Origin of the sequence: Citrobacter sp. wls613 (assembly GCF_005281195.1) — a bacterium.
Classification (GTDB): Bacteria; Pseudomonadota; Gammaproteobacteria; order Enterobacterales; family Enterobacteriaceae; genus Citrobacter; species Citrobacter gillenii.
This window is the reverse complement of the sequence record NZ_SZXN01000056.1, coordinates 172,729-191,686: the sequence shown is the minus strand read 5'-3', so window position 1 is coordinate 191,686 and position 18,958 is coordinate 172,729. Positions and strand designations below refer to the sequence as shown.

The following is an 18,958-nucleotide window of genomic DNA, read 5'->3' as shown; positions in this document are numbered from 1 at the left end:
TTAACCTATCAGGCGGATTGTGCCAGAGCAAGTTCGGTTTCACGCGTTTCAATCCGCTGTTCACCGTTATACAGACGCGCATTTTGCAGTCCCACAAACAGACGTTCACCGCGGCTTGGGGGGTTATCGCCCTGCATCACCACCGTCAGCGGCTCGTTATACCACCCCAGTGGCTGGACAACTAATTGGGTGTAGTGACCTTTCGGACTGGCTTCCAGCACCTGTACCGGCAGCGGCGAATCGAGGCTGGTACGGCGGCTCACATCGACTTCCCACGGACGCAGGAACAAATCGACCGGTCCCTGATACGCGGGCGTATATCCCAGCGGCCAGCGATGCGCGCCAACGTGGAACTGCCCACCGCGTACGGTGCCCTGTAGGCGGTTTACTTCGCCCATAAACTCCAGCACAAAGCGGGTGGCCGGTTCACGCCATACCTGATCCGGCGCATCGGCCTGCTCGATATGACCCTGACTCATCACCACCACGCGATCCGCCACTTCCGTCGCTTCTTCCTGATCGTGGGTAACGAACACGCTGGTGAATTTCAGTTCTTCATGCAACTGACGCAGCCAACGACGCAATTCTTTACGCACCTGGGCATCAAGCGCGCCAAATGGTTCGTCGAGCAGCAGGATCTGCGGCTCTACCGCCAGCGCACGCGCCAGCGCCACGCGCTGCTTTTGACCGCCGGAAAGCTGCGCCGGGAAGCGTTCTGCCAGATGGGCCAACTGTACCATTTCCAACAGTTTGGTGACTTTTACTTTGATCGCCGCCGCATTCGGACGCTCGCGACGCGGCAGGACCGTCAGACCAAAGGCGATATTGTCGAAGACGGTCATATGCCGGAACAGCGCGTAGTGCTGGAATACAAACCCCACCTTACGCTCGCGGGCGTGCAGACGACTGACGTCCGTACCGTGAAAGCGAATATGCCCGCTGGACTGATGCTCCAGCCCGGCAATAATGCGCAGCAGCGTAGTTTTGCCTGAGCCGGACGGCCCCAGCAGCGCGACCATCTGACCTGAAGGAATATCCAGTGAGATATCATTCAGCACCTGGGTGCGACCAAAAGACTTCTTAATATTGGCAATCTCAATGCTCATGATTTTCCTCCTGCTGCGCGCGTTTTTCCTGGTTCTCCAGACGCCATTGCAACATGCTCTTCAAAAACAGGGTAACAATCGCCATCAGCGTTAATAACGCCGCAGCGGTAAAGGAGCCGACGGTGTTGTAGTCCTGCTCCAGTAATTCAATCTGCAAAGGCAGAGACAGGGTTTCGCCGCGAATAGAGCCGGACACCACCGATACCGCGCCAAACTCGCCAATCGCGCGGGCGTTGGTCAGCACCACGCCGTACAGCAGCGCCCAGCGAATGTTTGGCAAGGTCACGCGGCGGAACATCTGCCAGCCGGATGCGCCAAGTAGAATAGCCGCCTCGTCCTCATTGCTGCCCTGGCTCAACATCACCGGTACCAGCTCACGCACCACAAACGGACAGGTGACGAAGACCGTGACCAGCACCATTCCCGGCCAGGCGAACATCACCTGCAGGTTGTGCTCATCCAGCCAGCCGCCGAGCGGGCCGTTGGAACCATAAAACAGCAGATAGACCAGACCGGCGACCACTGGCGACACGGCAAACGGGATATCCAGCAACGTCAGCAGCAACTGGCGACCGGGGAAGTTAAAGCGCGTGACCAGCCACGCCAGCAGCACGCCAAACACCAGGTTCACCGGTACCGCGATCAGCGCAATCAGCACCGTTAGCCAAATGGCGTGCAGCATGTCCGGGTCGGCCAGGTTCTGTAATACCGGCATTAATCCCTTGCTGAACGCCTGCACGAAGATATAAATCATCGGCGCCAGCAAAATGAACGCGGAGACCAGCATACCGGTGCCGATCAGAAACCATTTCCCCCAGTTGATGCGGGGCGCGCCATAGCGTTTCAATTGGGTAATCTCTGCCATCAGTGACCTACCACGCGTCGACCAAAGCGACTCTGCAGGGTGTTAATCGAAAACAGCAGCAACAGCGATGCCCCGAGGATCACCGACGCAATCGCGCTGGCGGCGGGATAGTCAAACTCCTGCAAGCGGACAAAAATCATCAGCGAAGTGACTTCCGTTTTCCAGGCGATGTTCCCGGCGATGAAGATAACCGCACCAAATTCCCCCAGGCTGCGGGTGAACGAAAGTGCGATCCCGGCAACCAGCGCCGGAGATAATTCCGGCAGCACCACTTTACGAAAGCTCTGCAAGCGCGTGGCGCCGAGCGTTTCCGCAGCTTCTTCATACTCCGGGCCTAACTCTTCCAGCACCGGCTGTACGGTACGCACTACGAACGGAATGCTGGTAAACGCCATGGCGACCGCAATACCGAGCCAGGTGTAGGTTACTTTAATATCCAGTTTCGCCAGCCACTCGCCGTAAAAACCGTTAACCGAAAACAGCGAGGCCAGCGTCAGGCCCGCCACTGCCGTAGGCAGCGCAAACGGCAGGTCCATTAACGCATCCAGCAGCGTGCGACCTGGAAAGCGATAGCGGGTTAAGATCCACGCCATCAGCAGGCCGAACACGCCGTTAAAGATCGAGGCCACAAACGCGGACAGCAGCGTTACCTTATAGGCTGCCACCACCTGCGGATTGGTAATCACTTCCCAGTATTGCGCCCAGCTCATTTGCGCCAGTTGCATCACCAGCGCACTGAGCGGCAGCAGCAATATCAGGCAGACAAACAGTAAGCTGGTGCCCAGGCTTAAGGTAAAGCCGGGCAGCACGCGTCGGGAGGAAACAGCAAACATTTACTTACGCCCCGCCGCCAACAGTTTGTCCAGCTCACCGCCGCTGACAAAGTGCGTTTTCATCACCTCAGGCCATGCGCCAAACTGATCTTCCACGCGGAACAACTCGGTCTGCGGGAATTTATCTTTCAGCTTGTCCATCACCTGCGGGTTATTCACACGGTAGTAGTAATCCGTGATGATGGTCTGCGCCTGCGGGCTGTACAGCCAGTTCAGGTAGGCTTTCGCCGCTTTCTCAGTGCCATTGGCCTGCACGTTTTTATCGATCCACGCCACCGGGAACTCGGCGAGGATATTGGTCTTAGGAATAACGACCTCGAAACCCTGCGCTTCATACTGCTTACGAATGTTGTTCACTTCTGATTCGAAGCTGATCAGCACGTCGCCCAGCCCACGTTCCGCAAAGGTGGTGGTGGCACCGCGACCGCCGGTATCAAAGACTTCAACATTTTTCAGGAACTGGGTCATGAACTGTTCGGTTTTAGCTTTATCGCCGCCGTCCGCTTTTGCCGCCGCACCCCACGCCGCTAGATAGGTATAGCGCGCGTTACCGGAGGTTTTCGGGTTTGGGAAGATCAGTTTGACGTCAGAACGCACCAGGTCATTCCAGTCATGGATATTTTTCGGGTTACCTTTGCGCACCAGGAAGCCCATTGTGGAATAGAACGGCGAGCTGTTATTTGGCAGACGGCTTTGCCAGTCGGCCGGAATCAGCTTTCCTTTGTCATGCAGAATCTGCACATCAGTGACCTGGTTATAGGTGACGACGTCGGCTTTCAGCCCCTGCAGAATCGCCAGCGCCTGTTTTGATGACCCGGCATGAGATTGTTTAATCGTCAGCTTGTCACCGCCGTTATCCTGCGCCCATTGCTGTTCAAACGACGGGTTAAGGGCGGCAAACAGCTCACGAGACACATCATAGGAACTGTTCAGCAGTTCCGTTGCCTGCGCCTGACCGACCAGCAGCAGCGCCGCCAGCGTCAGAGTTCTTTTTTTCAGTAAGTTAACGGCCATTGCGCACCCTTATAAATTTAATGACTTTCTTATGGCCATCATATTTATAACGGGAGTAAAAGGAGTAACGGTTTTATATACCGTTTGATGATTTGAAAGTTGAAAAGAGAATAAGAGGTAACTCCTCCCCTGTTCGCGGGGAGGAGACAAGCATCACTCAGACGCCGACGCTAACGCTTTCTGGCAGGGTACTGCCGCCATCGATCACGTTCTGCGTGCCGGTTAAGTAGCTGGACTCATCAGACGCCAGGAACGCCGCCAGTTCACCGACTTCAAGCGGACACGCCAGGCGACGCAGCGGAATGGCTTTTGCCATTTCAGTCAACACTGATTCCGGATCGTCCGGGTTAGACTGACGCGCGATGTTTTCCGCCATTGGCGTGCGGACATAGCCGGGGCAAATCGCATTAACGCGGATGCCGGATTGCGCGTATTCCACCGCCAGCGATTTGGTTAAGCCGATAATCGCGGCTTTTGACAGTGCATAGGCCGTTTCGCCCGGATCGGCGACCATATCGCCGGTGACGGATGACATCATCACGATGCGCCCATCCTTGCGAGCAACCATCTCCGGCAGAACGGCTTTCGTCACGTTCCAGACACCTTTGATGTTGATATCAATATGGAAGTCGCGATCTTCATCGCTCATTTCAAGGAAGCTGCCGAGACGGCATACGCCTGCGTTGTTGACCAGAATATCGATTTTGCCCTCAATGTTCTTCGCGCGTTTTACCGCCGCCGTAACAGAAGCAAAATCTCTGACGTCCGCATGAACTGCTGTACAACGGTGACCGCGTCCAACAAGCTCATCCGCCAGTTTTTTAATCTCATCGGAGATATCCAGCAAGATCAGGTTCGCACCGTGGCGGGCAAATGTTCTGGCGATCCCTTCGCCAATACCCTGAGATGCGCCCGTAATCAATGCTGTTTTGCCCGTGAGTTTTCCCATTTCAATATTCTCCTTTTGAATATGAAGCATCCGCTTCATTCACGCAGAAGATACAGCATTAACAAATCAGTGCTGCGAAATGGCTCACTAAATCAGGTTAATTTCAGGTAAAAAAAATCCCCGACGGTGCGGGGAGATGTATTTTACGCCAGCGTGTAGGCCGGAGAAGGCGTTATGCCACCATCCGGCAACGCACTCTCACAGCGCCATTAAGCGGTCCAGCGATGGCGCAAAATAATAGCCGCCGGTCACCGGCTTGGTGAAGCGCAGCATGGCGTCACGTTTACCGTCGGTGTCGCCGAACATGCTCAGCAGTTGCTGCTCAATATTGTGCAGGCGCGCGCAGTAAGCGCAGAAGTACAGACCGTGCGTACCGCTGGCGGTACCGTATGGCAGGCTCTGGCGGACAATTTTCAGCCCTTTACCATCTTCTTTCAAATCTACGCGGCTCAGGTGAGAGGTGGCCGGGCGATCGTCGCCGTCGATCTCTTCGTTGGCTTCTTTGGTGCGACCAATCATCATTTCCTGATCGTGGATGCTCATGCGGTTCAGCTGCTTCAGGTTGTGCTCCCAGCGCTGCACGAACACATAGCTACCACCCGCATCCACGCCATCTTTGATAACCGCAACGTCACGACGCGTCTCTTCCCCGGCCGGGTTTTCCGTACCATCAACGAAGCCGCTCAGATCACGCTCTTCGACCCAACGGAAACCGTGGATCTCTTCTTTCACGTCGATGCAATCACCAAAGGCGTCCATGGCCGCCTGCGCAACAGAGAAATTCACGTCATGACGCAGAGAAAGAATGTGGATCAGCACGTCATACTGCGTTGCCGGGGCCAGACCTTTACCGTAAGGGATAAAGTCCTTTAACTCTTCAGCCCCTACGCCACCGCTCAGCGTGCGCCAGGTTTTGTTACCGAAAGCCACAACCGCGCCCAGATGTGCATCCGGGAATTTTGCTTCAAAGGTCGCCAACTTATCAGCAAATGTTTTGCTGGCAGCGCGCAAAGCCTCAACGTCGCCTTTTACATTGGCTTCAATCCAAATCGCCGCACGGCAATGTTCTGGCAAAATGCCACTCTGAACCTGAGACATTGTTCCTCCTGAAAAAAAGATGCCACGACCTCGTGGCATTGATGGGCGTTATTCTACCTGTTTTTTTAGTCTGTCGATTTGTTCAGACGCAAATTAACGCCGCCAGATAATTTTGCTTACTTTCCAGTCTTTCAGCGTATCGTCAGACGGCATTATGCCTTCAGGACCGCTCCACTCACCGGAAAAAATGTAGCTAATATGCTGACTTCCCTCAGCTTTACACTCAACACCTGCACTATCATCGCCGGTCGCTTTCTGGCAATTACCGAACGCTTTGGTGTAAAGGTCACTAAACGGTGTACCGATTTCTGCACCGGACGCTGACGAAATATCGCCGTCCAATACATCAATACGGCTGATGGTCCCCCCATCGCCATTGATCACCATCGCCAACTTATCTTCTTTCATTGCTTCAAAAAAGCGCACCACATTGCCGTTGTCGGTTTTCATCCCGCTGCGCAGGCGATAATCTCCGTCCAGCGCATCGGCAATGGCTTTCTCATCCAGCGGCGTCGCAGCAGTGAGTTGTCCCACCCCCTGCTCGGTGACTTCCGTCGAAGAACCAAACCAGTTCCACGGATTTGCGGCGGACCAGTTCACCGACGAGAGCGTCGAGCAGCCAGTCAGTACCAGCGGCATCGCGCATAACATCAAACGCAGCGATTTCATCTCACATCCTTTCTTTATTAATTAACGTTGCTTGGAGTCCGGCTTCATAAAAAAGTGCCGTTATTCTTTTTCGATGGCAAAACAGGCACGTAAACGCGGGTTAGTCAGTAGCCAGACCAGGGCGACAACATCGGCTACCAGCAGCGCCAGCCCAACGCCATTGACCGGATCGCCCCCCAACCACAGCAGTGGCTGCCAGCAAAGCAACGCCAACTGGGCCAAAATCAGTAATCCGCGCAGCCAGCGCCACAGCGCAGGAAATGCAAAACGCCGCCCGCTGAGTAAAAATGCCAGCACTGCCGGAACACCTGGGAGCAATCCCAGCCAGAACGCATCGTGATCGGGGTAAAACAAATTCAGTAAGGTGTTGCCCTGCTCGCGAGAAGATCCCGCAATCACAAACAGCACCCACGTACGCGCCTGAAGCAGCAGCACGCACCAGAACAAAACAGGGAGGCGCAGACGCCCGTGACCGTCATAGTCGGCGGGATGAAACTCAGTACTCTTCATCTTCAATCAAGCGCTTGCCCAGATTGAGTACGTCAGCATGTTCATATCCCAGACGTTCATACATGCCCAGCACGATGTCATTGTCGTCACGCACCATAATTTGAATCTTCGGACATCCGCGGGCAATGAGCTTTTTCTCCAGCCGACTGAGCAGTGCATTCGCAATGCCACGAGCACGAAATTCAGGGTGTACGCCAAGATAGTACGCTGAGCCGCGATGACCGTCGTAACCCCCCATCACCGTGCCAACGACTTCACCGTTCACCTCAGCGACCAGGAACAAGCTGACGTCGTGATTCACCTTGCGCTCAATATCCATTTCCGGATCGTTCCATGGACGCAGCAGGTCGCAGCGCTCCCAGAGGGTGATAACCTCTTCGAAATCTTCCTGGCGAAATACGCGTATCTCCATGGTATTGAGACCCTTTTTAGCCCTAAAAATAGTGATTATGGCGTGAACAACTGATTAAGCCAATATCTGACGCGAAGCGGCGTAAAAAATGGCATAATAGGCAACTGTCACGTATTGAAATGAAAAGTAAAACAATTATTATCCCGATCCGTCGCAACGGACTACGCGATACGATATAACATCTGGAACTTATTTATTACAACTCAGGCCGTATGAGCACTTTTAAACCACTAAAAACTCTCACATCGCGCCGCCAGGTGCTGAAAGCCGGGCTGGCTGCCCTGACGCTGTCAGGTATGTCGCCAGCTATCGCTAAAGAAGAAGCGCTAAAAACCAGCAATGGTCACAGTAAACCGAAAGCGAAAAAATCAGGCGCAAAGCGCGTTGTGGTTCTCGATCCGGGTCACGGTGGCATTGATACCGGGGCAATTGGTCGCAACGGTTCGAAGGAAAAACACGTGGTGCTGGCGATTGCCAAAAACGTGCGTTCCATCCTGCGTAGCCAGGGGATCGATGCCCGGCTGACCCGCTCCGGCGATACCTTTATTCCGCTTTACGACCGCGTCGAGATCGCCCACAAGCACGGTGCCGACCTGTTTATGTCCATCCACGCTGACGGTTTTACTAACCCCAGCGCGGCGGGGGCGTCGGTCTTTGCTCTGTCTAACCGCGGCGCCAGTAGCGCCATGGCAAAGTATCTGTCCGATCGTGAAAACCGCGCGGATGAAGTCGCCGGGAAAAAAGCCACCGACAAAGATCATTTGTTGCAGCAAGTGCTGTTCGATCTGGTTCAGACCGACACCATTAAAAACAGCCTGACCTTAGGGTCGCACATTCTGAAGAAGATCAAGCCAGTACACCGTCTGCACAGCCGCAGTACAGAACAGGCCGCCTTCGTGGTGCTAAAATCGCCGTCCATTCCTTCGGTGCTGGTAGAAACCTCATTTATTACCAACCCGGAAGAAGAACGCCTGCTGGGCACCACGGCATTTCGGCAGAAAATTGCCACAGCCATCGCCAATGGCGTTATCAGCTATTTCCACTGGTTTGATAACCAGAAAGCCCACTCGAAGAAACGTTAATCATGAAGCCCGATGCCCAGCGCGTTAAACAGTTCCTGCTCAGCCTGCAGGATGATATTTGTCAGCAACTGTCTGCCGTAGACGGCGCTGAATTTGTTGAAGATAGCTGGCAGCGCGAAGCGGGTGGCGGCGGACGCAGCCGGGTGCTGCGTAACGGTGGGATTTTTGAACAAGCGGGCGTGAATTTCTCCCATGTCCATGGTGACGCGATGCCAGCCTCGGCGACAGCACATCGGCCAGAACTGGCCGGGCGCAGTTTTGAAGCGATGGGCGTGTCACTGGTGGTGCACCCGCTCAACCCGTACATTCCCACCAGTCATGCTAACGTGCGGTTTTTTATCGCCGAAAAACCCGGTGCCGATCCGGTCTGGTGGTTTGGCGGTGGCTTTGATTTAACGCCCTACTACGGCTTTGAAGAGGACGCCGTTCACTGGCACCGTACGGCGCTTGAGCTGTGCCAGCCGTTTGGCGATGACGTTTACCCGCGTTACAAAAAGTGGTGCGATGACTACTTTTTCCTTAAGCATAGGAACGAACAGCGCGGCATCGGCGGACTGTTTTTCGATGATTTAAATACCCCGGACTTCGACCACTGTTTCGATTTTATGCGAGCAGTTGGCACAGGCTATACCGACGCGTATCTGCCGATCGTTGAGCGGCGCAAAGCGATGAGTTGGGGTGAGCGCGAGCGCAACTTCCAGCTTTATCGTCGTGGACGCTACGTGGAATTTAACCTGGTGTGGGATCGCGGCACGCTGTTTGGTCTACAGACTGGCGGGCGTACGGAATCCATTTTGATGTCGATGCCGCCGCTGGTGCGCTGGGAGTATGACTGGCAGCCGGAAGCGAACAGCCCGGAAGCCGCCCTTAGCGAGTTTATTCAGGTGCGCGACTGGGTGTCATTGCCTGATGGCGACTAACGCCTTATCCGGCCTACAACTTCAATAATGGCACCGTCCCGTAGGTCGGATAAAACGCGAAGCGTCGCATCCGACTCAATAATCTCATCACGCCCACTGACGCATACGCTGATGCAGCGTGAGCGACGGTTTCTCGGCAAACAGCTGCTGGTAATCGGTGGCAAACTGCCCTAAATGCCAGAATCCCCACTGCATCGCGGCATCTTTTACCGTCGTACTCTGCGACCACGGGCTGATAAGCTCACGGCGGACTGCGTTCAAACGAATGCGTTTTAACCAGGCATTCGGCCCGATCCCCAGGATCGCATGGAAGGCATTTTGCAAGGTTCTTCGGCTGACATGCAGCTGATTGCACAGGTCGAGCACGGTCAGCGGCTCCGACATATTTTCCAGCACATATTCGCGCGCACGCGACAGCAACCGACGGTAACTCTGATGGCTGATACTCTCGGCGGTGATGATCGGCTGGGCTTCATCCAACATGGTACCCATCGCCAACAGCAGATTATCCCCTAACACTTTGCGCACCGCAGGCTGGCGAAGATTTTCAGGATTCTCGCTAAACGTCGCCAGCGCTTGTTGCACAAAGCCCCACAATGCGGCTTTGTGTTGTTCTTTTACTTCCAGCGCCGACTGGTTGCGCAGCATATGCAGCACCCTTTCCGGGTTGTGCAGGAAGTTAGCCTGACGAGCGATCGCCTCTTCAGAGATCACGACGCCAAGAATGGTGTAGTCATCCGGCGTACTCAGCTCAAATTCCGTCCCGCCCGGACGGGTGGCAATTTCAGCGCTACCCAGACATTGGGTGCCAATAAACCCCTGTTCGCCGCGCGTAGCCGGAATGCCAAACCAGAATGAATTTGGCCAGACGAGACAGGACTGACGCAGCGCCAGACCGGTGTATTCACGGAACACCTGAATATCATCAAGCAGGATTTCAGTGAACTCGCCATGAAATTTACCTGGATGCAGCTGGTCGTAGATCTGCTGCCAGGCGGTAATGGTCAGCGCGTGCTCATACACATCCGTTGTTCGCCGCTGATGAACATTGTCCACTTCCACTTTCGGCGTAAGTTTAACGTCTTCGGGTAATACTTCATGATAAAGATGGTGCAGGTTTGCAGTACGTTTCTTTTTCATGACCTTTGAAGCCGGAAGCTTCACTGAAGCCCCCGGCCCTCCGACAGGTTAATTTTTTAAGCGATAGCGACTACTGCGTTTACGCAACGCTCCGGCAGAAAAGAGCTGTTCCAGCGCAATTCTGGCTTTATCAAGTGACCAACCAAAGTGCGCGGCCACTTCCCCTGCCGTCATTCCTTGACGGACCGATGTTAACAGCGCCAGTAATTCGTCAGAGGATTCAGAGGACACCGGTGCTTCCTGCGTCTTCTCTGTTTTCACGTCTGATGTCACTTCCGGCTTCGGTTCTGATTTCTTCGGTTCTGGTTTTTTCGGCTGGCGCGTAAAACCGCCGATCAGCCACTGGGTGTCATCATCCGGCCGTCCTATCTCCTTGCGGCTGATAACACGTCCTGTACGCGCAGCAGCAGCACAACCGGCATCCAGCGCTGCACGACACGCCGCCAGATCGCCTTCCACCACCAGCGTTAGCCTGCCAGGATCGAGCACCTGGTGGCTAAGCAGACGCACGTTCGCGGCTTTCAGCATGGCATCCGCCGCGTCTACAGCAGCCACCATGCCATCCACTTCCAGTAATCCCAGTGAATTGATCATTGCAACCTCTCTTACGCGCGCTGGACAGGATTACGGGCAATATCCAGAACAGCATCAGCGAAGGCGTTACAGGCTGCTTTACAGGCTGCCTGGCTACCGGTTAAAAACGCCGCCGAGTAGTTGGTTTCTGACGGTGGCGGCACGTAGGTAACAATCTGTACATCGGCAGATTTCAGCGCAGCATCAATCCCGTAGGTTGCTTCTAATGGCGGAGCCACCAGATAAGCCATCGGATCGCCCAGTACGCATCCCGCCGTAGCAGAAAGGTATGAACCGGTACGCGATACCACGTGTGCCAGGAAAGCCGTATTTTCTGCATCATTGGCCCACTGGAACGCGGCGCCATTTTCAATATTGGCCACCATCGCATCCAGACCCGCGCGAACTTCCGCCGGGTTAGGTCCACCGAGCATAATCAACACTTCACCTGCCGTTGGAGAAGGTCCGTGCGCCGCACCGGCATACAGCGAGCGGCCATAAACCACTTCGACCATTGCCTGTTTTGTCGCTTCGTCTGCGGCAATATACGCCACGTCATCAGAGTCTGCTGTGATGAGTCCGAGGCTACGTATATGTGGCGGTAATTTAAGTTCGCGGGCAAAACCGTCATTTACCGAGGCAATCACGCGCATGGCGGTAACTGAAGGTCTAATCAAATCTAATGCTGGCATGATGCCTCCTTAACGGGTCATGTTGATGCCGGACGCTTTTTGCTCCAGCATGCGTTTGGCCAAATCCACGATTACCGCAGCCGCTTCGACCGGTGGCGTACCGCCCTGGTGAATGTTGGAAATACAGGTTCTGTCGGCCTCAACGGTAGTCGCCACGCGCGGTGAATAGACCGCGTAGCAGGAAAGACTTTCCGACTGGCCTAAGCCCGGACGTTCACCGACCAGCAGGATCACCGCTTTCGCACCCAGCAGCTCGCCAATCTGATCTTCGATTTTCACGCGGCCATAGCGGACAAAGAACGGCGTGCCAACCTTCAGCCCAGCCTGTTTTAATCCAGACAACAATGGCGGCAGAATCTCTTCGTAGTTGGCGGTGATGGCATCCGTAGACAGCCCATCAGAGACAATCACCTGGACATCCGGGTTCGCCACGCACTGGGATTTCAGCGCTTCAATCGCTTCCGCACTCAGACGACGGCCCATGTCCGGGCGGGTCAGGTACAGATTTTTGTCACTGATTTCCGAGCGCACTTCCAGCAAGCCTTGTGCTTTCACCCACTCTTCCGGCACCTCTTTCAGCACGGTATCTTTCGAGCGTGAGTGGTCAGCCAGGAAGCGCAGCAGCGCCTGGGTACGCGGACGCGGGCCAGCACGACCGGTACAGACACGTGCAGCGGTGCTGCGACGCAGCTCCGTCAACACTTCTGCGCGGTGCGGGTTTTCAACGCCAATCCACGCTTTCGCTTCCGGCGATCCTAAATCCATGGCACAGCTTTCGCCCGTTGGTGCGGCGCACTGCGTGGTGCTGCATTTCACTTCCGCTGACGGCGCTTGAGCCTGCGGTTGTGACTCACCCATTGACGCCATTACGCTGCGTACAATTTCTTCAATCTGTTTTTGATCCATCGTGTGTCATCCCCGCGTCATCAGAAGAACAGTGACGGATCGCCCGCCCGTTTGGTCAGGCGACCGTTTGCCATAATGCCCATGTTTTCCAGCCAGCGTTCAAACTCCGGCGACGGACGCAGGTTCAGCAACTGGCGCACCGTCGCGGTGTCGTGGAACGCGGTGGTCTGATAGTTGAGCATGATGTCGTCACCGAGCGGCATGCCCATGATGTAGTTGCAGCCTGCAGTGGCGAGCAGAATCATCAGGTTTTCATTGAGGTTCTGGTCAGCATCGGCATGGTTGGTGTAACAACAGTCACAGCCCATCGAAATGCCGCTCAGCTTGCCCATGAAGTGATCTTCTAAACCGGCGCGAATAATCTGGCGGTCATTGTAGAGATACTCTGGCCCGATAAAGCCGACAACGGTATTCACCAGGAACGGATCGTAGTGGCGTGCCAGCCCGTAGTTACGCGCTTCCATCGTCACCTGATCGGCACCGAAGTTAGCGCCAGCAGAAAGCGCAGACCCCTGCCCGGTCTCAAAGTACAGGCAGTTTTCCCCGGCGATACGGTTGAATTCAGCGCCCACTGCACGCGCCTCGTCCAGCATCGCCAGCTCAACGCCGAACTCTTTCAAGCCTTTCTCGCTACCGCAGATACTCTGGAAAATCAGCCCGCCCGGCGCGCCGCGACGAATCGCTTCGATCTGGGTAGTAACGTGCGCCAGCACGCAGCCCTGAGTAGGAATGTTATATTTGTCGATCACGCCATACACGGTGTCGAGTACGCGACTTAAGTTCTCCACGTCATCGGTTACCGGGTTAACGCCGATCACCGCATCGCCCGCACCGAAAGAAAGCCCTTCGTAGATTTGCGCGGCAATACTCTGCACATCGTCACGGGTGTCGTTCGGCTGCAAACGGCAGCTGAAGGTGCCCGGCAAGCCGATCGTGGTGTTGGCTTTTTTGATCACCGGCATTTTTTTGCCGCCGTAGATCAGGTCCGCGTTGGAGCAAATTTTTGCCACCCCAGCGACCACTTCTGACGTTAACCCTTTGCGCATAAACGCAATGTCATCGACAGAGGTTTCATCACTCAACACGTACTCGCGCAGCTCACTGATGCTCCAGTTTTTGATGCGGTTATAGGCTGTTTCGTTGACGTCATCCTGAATCAGACGCGTGACGCAGTCCTCTTCATAGGAAATCACCGGGTTGTTGCGAATATCCGCCACCGTCATTTCCGACAACACCTGTTTGGCCGCCACGCGCTCCTGTGAGCTTGTCGCGGCGACACCTGCCAGCACATCCCCCGAACGCAGTTCGTTGGCTTTGGCCAGCACCTCTTTTACATCCTTAAACTGATAAACATTGCCGAACAATGTGGTCTTTAGTTTCATAAGTCGTTCCCTCAGGAAGGAAATGCGAGTGATTTCACCGTCACCGGCACAACCGATCCGCCAAAAAGAGGCGTACCAATGTCGATATAGTCCCCCGCCCGGACAATCACCTCATCGATGACCGCCAGCGGGTGTTGCTGTAACTGTGGGCGTAACAGCATGCCCAGGGCTTTACCAAAATCCTGCTCGGCTACCACCAGCAGGGGATGCGGATTCGGATAACGCGCGACAAAGGCCAGCAGCGCGTCGATGACCGTTAATAGCGCGGCGTAGCGCACCGGCAGCGACCCGGGCAGCGCCAGCACATAGGCGTCTGTTTTCGGATCAAGATCGAGCTGCACCAGCGCCAGCTGCCAGGCCGCCACCAAATCAGCGTCGTCAACCGGGATCGCCACCGGCAGATTGCGCAGCGGAAGTGCCACGCCTTCCAGCCAGATGGTGCTGCCCGACAGCGACAGCGTATGCGCCCCGGCGCCAATCACCGTGGCGCGCACGGTTTGCGCCGGGAACTGCACGTTCATCTCACGCAAGCGCGGATGTTCATGCAGCGCCGTCGCCAGCAGCGGTCCAATGTCAGAAAAACAGAACGGATCGGCAGGCTGGTTGCGGTAGCACTCGCCCACTCCTCCGGAAAGCGTAATCACATCCGGTTTCACGCCCGCAGGCAGTAAACCGGTTTGCATCAGCGCCTGCGCCAGGGCAGAAGGCGTGCCGTCAATCACTTCCACGATCAGATTCGCCATTCGCCGCGCGACCTGGACAAGCTGTGCGGCATTGAGCGTTCGGGCGTCGGTACCGGCACCAAACACCTCGTCGACGATCATCTGTCCCGGCTGGTGCGCATGGACCACGCGCCCCTGACCGTCAGTTTCCAGCAGTCGTCCCCCGACGTTCAGGCACGCAGAGCCGCTGACCTTTCCGGCATCAAACAGTACGTAGTTTGACGTCCCGCCGCCGATGTCGATATTCAGCACGCTGCACAGACGCTGCTCAGACAGAGTTTGTGCACCGGCACCGTGACCGGCAATCACCGATTCCAGGTGCGGACCGGCACTGGCCACCACGAAGTCACCCAGCGACTGGGAGAGCGTCATCACCGCCGGACGGGCGTTGCGAGTTTTCGCGCTTTCTCCGGTAATGATGATCGCGCCGGAATCAACCGTTTCCGGCGCAATACCCGCCGCCTGATACTGGGCCAGGATCAGCGCTTTAAGTTCAGCCTCTTTCAACCCGCCCTGCTTATCGACGGGTGTGAAGAAGACCGGGCTTTGCCAGCTAATTTCGCGTTTGATAAATTCGTAGCGCGGCACCTGCGACACTGCCGCACGGTTAACCAGCTCAAGGCGGGAGAAGATCACCTGAGTGGTGGTGGTGCCGATATCGATACCGACGCTCAGTAGCTGGCGAGTATTCACGATTGCGCCTCCGCTTTTGCTTCTGCAGTTTCCGCGTCAACAACGGCCGGAACATTTTCGTCTTTTGGCACCAGCATCATCGCTACGCCAATCGCCGTCACACCACCAATCAACTTGCCGACAATCATCGGGAATATCATGGCGTTCATGTTCGCGGCGGCAAAACCTAAGTGGTCACCCAGAGCGAAGGCTGCAGAGACCGCGAACGCGCAGTTGATCACTTTGCCGCGGGTATCCATATTTTTCATCATGCCGAACATCGGGATGTTGTTCGCCAGCGTTGCCACCATACCCGCAGCGGCTATATTGTTGATTTTCAGCAGGTTGCCGACACTCATTAGCGGTTTTTCAAACCAGCGGGTCAGCAGCAGTACCATCGGGTAGGCACCCAGCAGCACGCAGGAGATAGAACCGATCACTTCGATGGCGCGCATCACTTCGCCGGGCTTATCACCCGCAGACATGAAGATAGGATCGAGACCCGGGATCAGCTCCCAGCCAAGCAGGAACTTAATGACCGCCGCCGCCAGGCCGATAGTGATCAGCGCCACCAGGAACTTGGCGAAGATCTGGAAGCCGTTAATCATTTTTTCCGGGATAAATTTCAGCCCCAGCGCCACCAGGATGGCGACGATCAGCACCGGAATCATGTTCATCAGAATCAGCGCGAAGGTGAACTCCACCGGTTGCCCGTTGATTTCAACCCCGGAGTACATTGCCACCAGGCCGCCTGCGATACAGCCAACCGGAATGGTCACGATACCGGCCAGTACACCCAGAGCCAGATAACGACGGTCTGACGGTTCAATAATTCCCAGCGCAACCGGGATGGAGAAGACCAGCGTCGGCCCCATCATTGCCCCAAGGATCAGGCCAGAGTACAGCCATGCGGCCACATCGCCACCCGCCAGTTCTTTCGCCAGGAAGAAGCCGCCCATATCACACGCCAGCAGCGTTCCGGCAAACATTGACGGGTTCGCGCCCAGCATTTCATACAGCGGAATAATTACCGGTCCGAGCACATGCGCCAGTACCGGTGCCAGCGCAGTCATACCGACCATCGCCAGACCCAGTGCGCCCATCGCCATAAAACCTTCTTCAAACTGACCGCCCGATCCCTCGATGCTCTTACCAAACTTACCGAGGTAACGCGCTGAACCACCGAACTGCGACAGGATCCTGTCCACGGCGGCAATCAGCATAAAGAACATCATGATGTACATGATGATTTCGTTAATTCCCATAGCCCTATCTCCATTTGCCAGGTGCTTAGTAGGCCTGATAAGCGCAGCGCCATCAGGCAATGATGTCGCGTTGTTGCCGGATGGCGGCGCGAACGCCTTATCCGGCCTACGTCCTGGTATGCCTTATTGTGCCGCCGCGTACAGGTCGATAATCTGTTCCTGCGTGGCGGTTCGTGGGTTGCTACGTATACAAATATCGTTCAATGCGGCTTGCGCCCAGGTACTGTAATGCTCAGGTTTCGCGCCCACGTCAGCGAGCCGTTTGGTCTGGCCCACTTCAGCGATCAGCTCAATTACCGCGCCGATAGCGTCACGATCGTCTGATTTCTTATTGGTTAACGCTCTGCCGATATGGCTGAAGCGTTCACGGCACACCATGCGGTTAAAGCCCATTACCGTAGGAAGCAGCATGGCGTTAGCCTGCCCGTGCGGGATGTGCAGCGCAGCACCTGGCTGGTGAGCCATCGCATGACACAAGCCCAAACCTGCGCTGGAAAAAGCCATCCCCGCCATACAGGAAGCCAGTAACATGCTTTCGCGCGCCGCCAGGTCATGGCCGTAACCCACCGCTTTAGGCAGCGACTTGCCGATCATCGCAATCGCGCCAATTGCCAGGCTGTCGGTAAACGGTGTCGCGTTCAGCGCGCTGTAGGCTTCAACAGCGTGGGTGAGTGCATCGATGCCAGTCATTGCCGTCACGTGCGGCGGTACGCCTTCCGTTACCGCCGCATCGAGAATGGCGACGTCCGGCATCAGCGTGGCGTGGGCCAGCACTTTTTTCAGTCCGGTAGCGGCATCGATAATCACCGTGACGTTGGTGGTTTCTGACCCGGTCCCGGCGGTGGTTGGCACGGCAATCAGCGGTAAACGAGGACGCAGCACGCTGTTTTCCGTCATATCAGCCAGTGTCTGCGTTGGGTTGGTTACCAGCAACGCGACGGCTTTGGCGGCATCCAGTACCGAGCCGCCGCCGAAGGCCACAACGCCGTCACATTTTGACTCGCGCAACTGTGCGACCGCCGCGCAAACGTCAGTGATGCACGGCTCACCGACCGGGCACGGCCACAGCGTCATCGCCACGCCTTTCATCGCCAGGCTGCGTTCCAGTGAGGCGGTCATTCCCGCTTCATGCAGGAAGCTATCTACCATAACGAACATGTGCGTCAGCCCGCGCGTTTGCGCTTCCTGTCCGCAGGTGCTGAGCGCTCCCAGTCCGCATAGCGTGACCGGTGGAACGCTGAACGTTTTTACGCGTTGTAGATTCAGGGCATCGAATGCCTGAAAGAGCGCGGTCTGCAATTCAGCTTGCATAGATTCCTTCCGCTTTTACTTTTCCGCTATTGGCAATCGCCAGCGGGGTCATAAACAGACTGTGCTGCGGTAAATGCACCTGCAGCTCCGGGAAACGCTTACGGAACAGCTCATCAACCCCCGGCTGCATACAGGACCCACCGGCCAGCCATAAATCCATGACGCCCTGCCCGGCAATATGGTGGGCGACAATTTCCGCCATCTTTTCGTAAACCGGCTTCACTACCGGCCAGATTTCCTTGCCGTTGCTGCGCTTGTACTGCTCGGCTTCTTCCAGTTGAATACGACGATTCCCAGCCAGCGTCAGAGAAATGTGATGCCCACCGGTCGCTTCGTCGGCGGAATAGGTCACTTTGCCCTGCTTCACGATGGCAATACCGGTCGTCCCACCGCCGATATCCACCACGCCTGCGTTATCCAGCTGAAGTAGATCCGCCACGGCGGTGGGCTCATCCAGCACATGGCTAACCTCAAGTCCGGCAGACTCCAGCACGTTAATGGAGATACGCGGGTCCGTTCCTGGCGGGAACGAGGTTGCCGCGTGGGTAAAGCGGCAACCCAGTTGTTGTTCGAGCGTATCGAGATGGCGACGAACAATGGTCACTGCACCGAAAAAATCCCAGACGATGCCGTCACGCACGACGTCGGCCCAGTCCAGACAAACCGCAACCGGCTGTCCTTCACTGTCGACAACCATCGACACCACATCACAGGTCCCCAAATCAACGCCGAGCCACAGCGGTGAATCACTCGCGGCCGGCGTCTGGTTACACAGCGTTGCTGCTTTTTGCAGTCTGGGTGTGAGCCACAGTTGTTCGTCATGCGCCATCTCTTTCA

20 protein-coding genes are annotated in these 18,958 nt (G+C 55.8%); 2 read left to right on the top strand and 18 right to left on the bottom strand.

The annotated features are described in order from the left end of the window. Positions 1 to 8: 8 nt before the first annotated feature. The 9 genes from cysA to FDX01_RS10965 form a co-directional block, all read right to left on the bottom strand. A complete protein-coding gene (cysA, locus tag FDX01_RS11005) occupies positions 9 to 1,106 on the bottom strand; it encodes a sulfate/thiosulfate ABC transporter ATP-binding protein CysA (RefSeq protein WP_137399772.1) in 1,098 nt (365 codons plus the stop codon). Further along, positions 1,096 to 1,971 carry a sulfate/thiosulfate ABC transporter permease CysW gene (gene cysW / locus FDX01_RS11000; RefSeq protein ID WP_137399771.1) on the bottom strand — a complete coding sequence of 292 codons (876 nt, stop codon included), beginning with the start codon at positions 1,969 to 1,971 and terminating at the stop codon, positions 1,096 to 1,098. The genes cysA and cysW overlap by 11 nt, the downstream gene beginning before the upstream one ends. Continuing rightward, positions 1,971 to 2,804 carry a sulfate/thiosulfate ABC transporter permease CysT gene (gene cysT / locus FDX01_RS10995; protein WP_096756246.1) on the bottom strand — a complete coding sequence of 278 codons (834 nt, stop codon included), beginning with the start codon at positions 2,802 to 2,804 and terminating at the stop codon, positions 1,971 to 1,973. The genes cysW and cysT overlap by 1 nt, the downstream gene beginning before the upstream one ends. Then, positions 2,805 to 3,818, bottom strand: coding sequence for a thiosulfate/sulfate ABC transporter substrate-binding protein CysP (cysP, locus tag FDX01_RS10990; RefSeq protein WP_135911640.1), 1,014 nt, complete (start codon positions 3,816 to 3,818; stop codon positions 2,805 to 2,807). Positions 3,819 to 3,975: 157 nt separating this feature from the next. Then, a complete protein-coding gene (gene ucpA / locus FDX01_RS10985; RefSeq protein ID WP_137399770.1) occupies positions 3,976 to 4,767 on the bottom strand; it encodes an SDR family oxidoreductase UcpA in 792 nt (263 codons plus the stop codon). A 198-nt stretch (positions 4,768 to 4,965) separates the two neighbouring features. Next, entirely contained in the window at positions 4,966 to 5,865 is a 900-nt protein-coding gene (gene yfeX / locus FDX01_RS10980) for a porphyrinogen peroxidase (RefSeq protein WP_096756243.1), read from the bottom strand. Positions 5,866 to 5,958: 93 nt separating this feature from the next. Then, positions 5,959 to 6,534, bottom strand: a complete 576-nt coding sequence (locus FDX01_RS10975; RefSeq protein ID WP_096756242.1) for an RpoE-regulated lipoprotein — start codon at positions 6,532 to 6,534, stop codon at positions 5,959 to 5,961. A gap of 60 nt (positions 6,535 to 6,594) precedes the next feature. Next, positions 6,595 to 7,044, bottom strand: a complete 450-nt coding sequence (locus FDX01_RS10970; RefSeq protein ID WP_115257824.1) for a DUF2919 domain-containing protein — start codon at positions 7,042 to 7,044, stop codon at positions 6,595 to 6,597. Continuing rightward, entirely contained in the window at positions 7,031 to 7,456 is a 426-nt protein-coding gene (locus tag FDX01_RS10965) for a GNAT family acetyltransferase (protein ID WP_096756240.1), read from the bottom strand. Before FDX01_RS10965 ends, FDX01_RS10970 begins: the two co-directional genes overlap by 14 nt. 212 nt (positions 7,457 to 7,668) lie before the next feature. On the opposite strand from FDX01_RS10965, the gene amiA reads away from it, so the two are divergent. Beyond that, the gene (gene amiA / locus FDX01_RS10960; protein WP_117343548.1) at positions 7,669 to 8,538 is read left to right on the top strand and encodes an N-acetylmuramoyl-L-alanine amidase AmiA; all 870 of its coding nucleotides are present in this window, start codon (positions 7,669 to 7,671) and stop codon (positions 8,536 to 8,538) included. A gap of 2 nt (positions 8,539 to 8,540) precedes the next feature. Then, complete coding sequence (gene hemF, locus FDX01_RS10955) at positions 8,541 to 9,458, top strand: oxygen-dependent coproporphyrinogen oxidase (protein ID WP_137399769.1); 918 nt, start codon at positions 8,541 to 8,543, stop codon at positions 9,456 to 9,458. Between the two features lie 87 nt (positions 9,459 to 9,545). On the opposite strand, the gene eutR is transcribed toward hemF, so the two are convergent. From eutR to eutJ, 9 genes are all read right to left on the bottom strand, one after another. Further along, positions 9,546 to 10,598: an HTH-type transcriptional regulator EutR gene (eutR, locus tag FDX01_RS10950; RefSeq protein ID WP_115257821.1), complete on the bottom strand. Its 1,053-nt coding sequence runs from the start codon at positions 10,596 to 10,598 to the stop codon at positions 9,546 to 9,548. 48 nt (positions 10,599 to 10,646) lie between these two features. Continuing rightward, positions 10,647 to 11,192, bottom strand: coding sequence for an ethanolamine utilization microcompartment protein EutK (gene eutK, locus FDX01_RS10945; protein WP_096756236.1), 546 nt, complete (start codon positions 11,190 to 11,192; stop codon positions 10,647 to 10,649). A gap of 11 nt (positions 11,193 to 11,203) precedes the next feature. Further along, entirely contained in the window at positions 11,204 to 11,863 is a 660-nt protein-coding gene (gene eutL, locus FDX01_RS10940; RefSeq protein ID WP_096756235.1) for an ethanolamine utilization microcompartment protein EutL, read from the bottom strand. 9 nt (positions 11,864 to 11,872) lie between these two features. Next, the gene (gene eutC / locus FDX01_RS10935) at positions 11,873 to 12,769 is read right to left on the bottom strand and encodes an ethanolamine ammonia-lyase subunit EutC (RefSeq protein WP_096756234.1); all 897 of its coding nucleotides are present in this window, start codon (positions 12,767 to 12,769) and stop codon (positions 11,873 to 11,875) included. 20 nt (positions 12,770 to 12,789) lie between these two features. Further along, a complete protein-coding gene (gene eutB, locus FDX01_RS10930; protein WP_096756233.1) occupies positions 12,790 to 14,151 on the bottom strand; it encodes an ethanolamine ammonia-lyase subunit alpha in 1,362 nt (453 codons plus the stop codon). 11 nt (positions 14,152 to 14,162) lie between these two features. Beyond that, positions 14,163 to 15,566 (bottom strand): ethanolamine ammonia-lyase reactivating factor EutA, encoded by a 1,404-nt coding sequence (gene eutA / locus FDX01_RS10925; protein WP_115257819.1) that lies wholly within the window; start codon positions 15,564 to 15,566, stop codon positions 14,163 to 14,165. After that, positions 15,563 to 16,810, bottom strand: coding sequence for an ethanolamine utilization protein EutH (gene eutH / locus FDX01_RS10920; protein ID WP_096756231.1), 1,248 nt, complete (start codon positions 16,808 to 16,810; stop codon positions 15,563 to 15,565). The genes eutA and eutH overlap by 4 nt, the downstream gene beginning before the upstream one ends. 123 nt (positions 16,811 to 16,933) lie before the next feature. After that, positions 16,934 to 18,121, bottom strand: coding sequence for an ethanolamine utilization ethanol dehydrogenase EutG (eutG, locus tag FDX01_RS10915; RefSeq protein ID WP_137399768.1), 1,188 nt, complete (start codon positions 18,119 to 18,121; stop codon positions 16,934 to 16,936). Then, positions 18,111 to 18,950 carry an ethanolamine utilization protein EutJ gene (eutJ, locus tag FDX01_RS10910; RefSeq protein WP_096756229.1) on the bottom strand — a complete coding sequence of 280 codons (840 nt, stop codon included), beginning with the start codon at positions 18,948 to 18,950 and terminating at the stop codon, positions 18,111 to 18,113. The genes eutG and eutJ overlap by 11 nt, the downstream gene beginning before the upstream one ends. Positions 18,951 to 18,958: the final 8 nt, after the last annotated feature.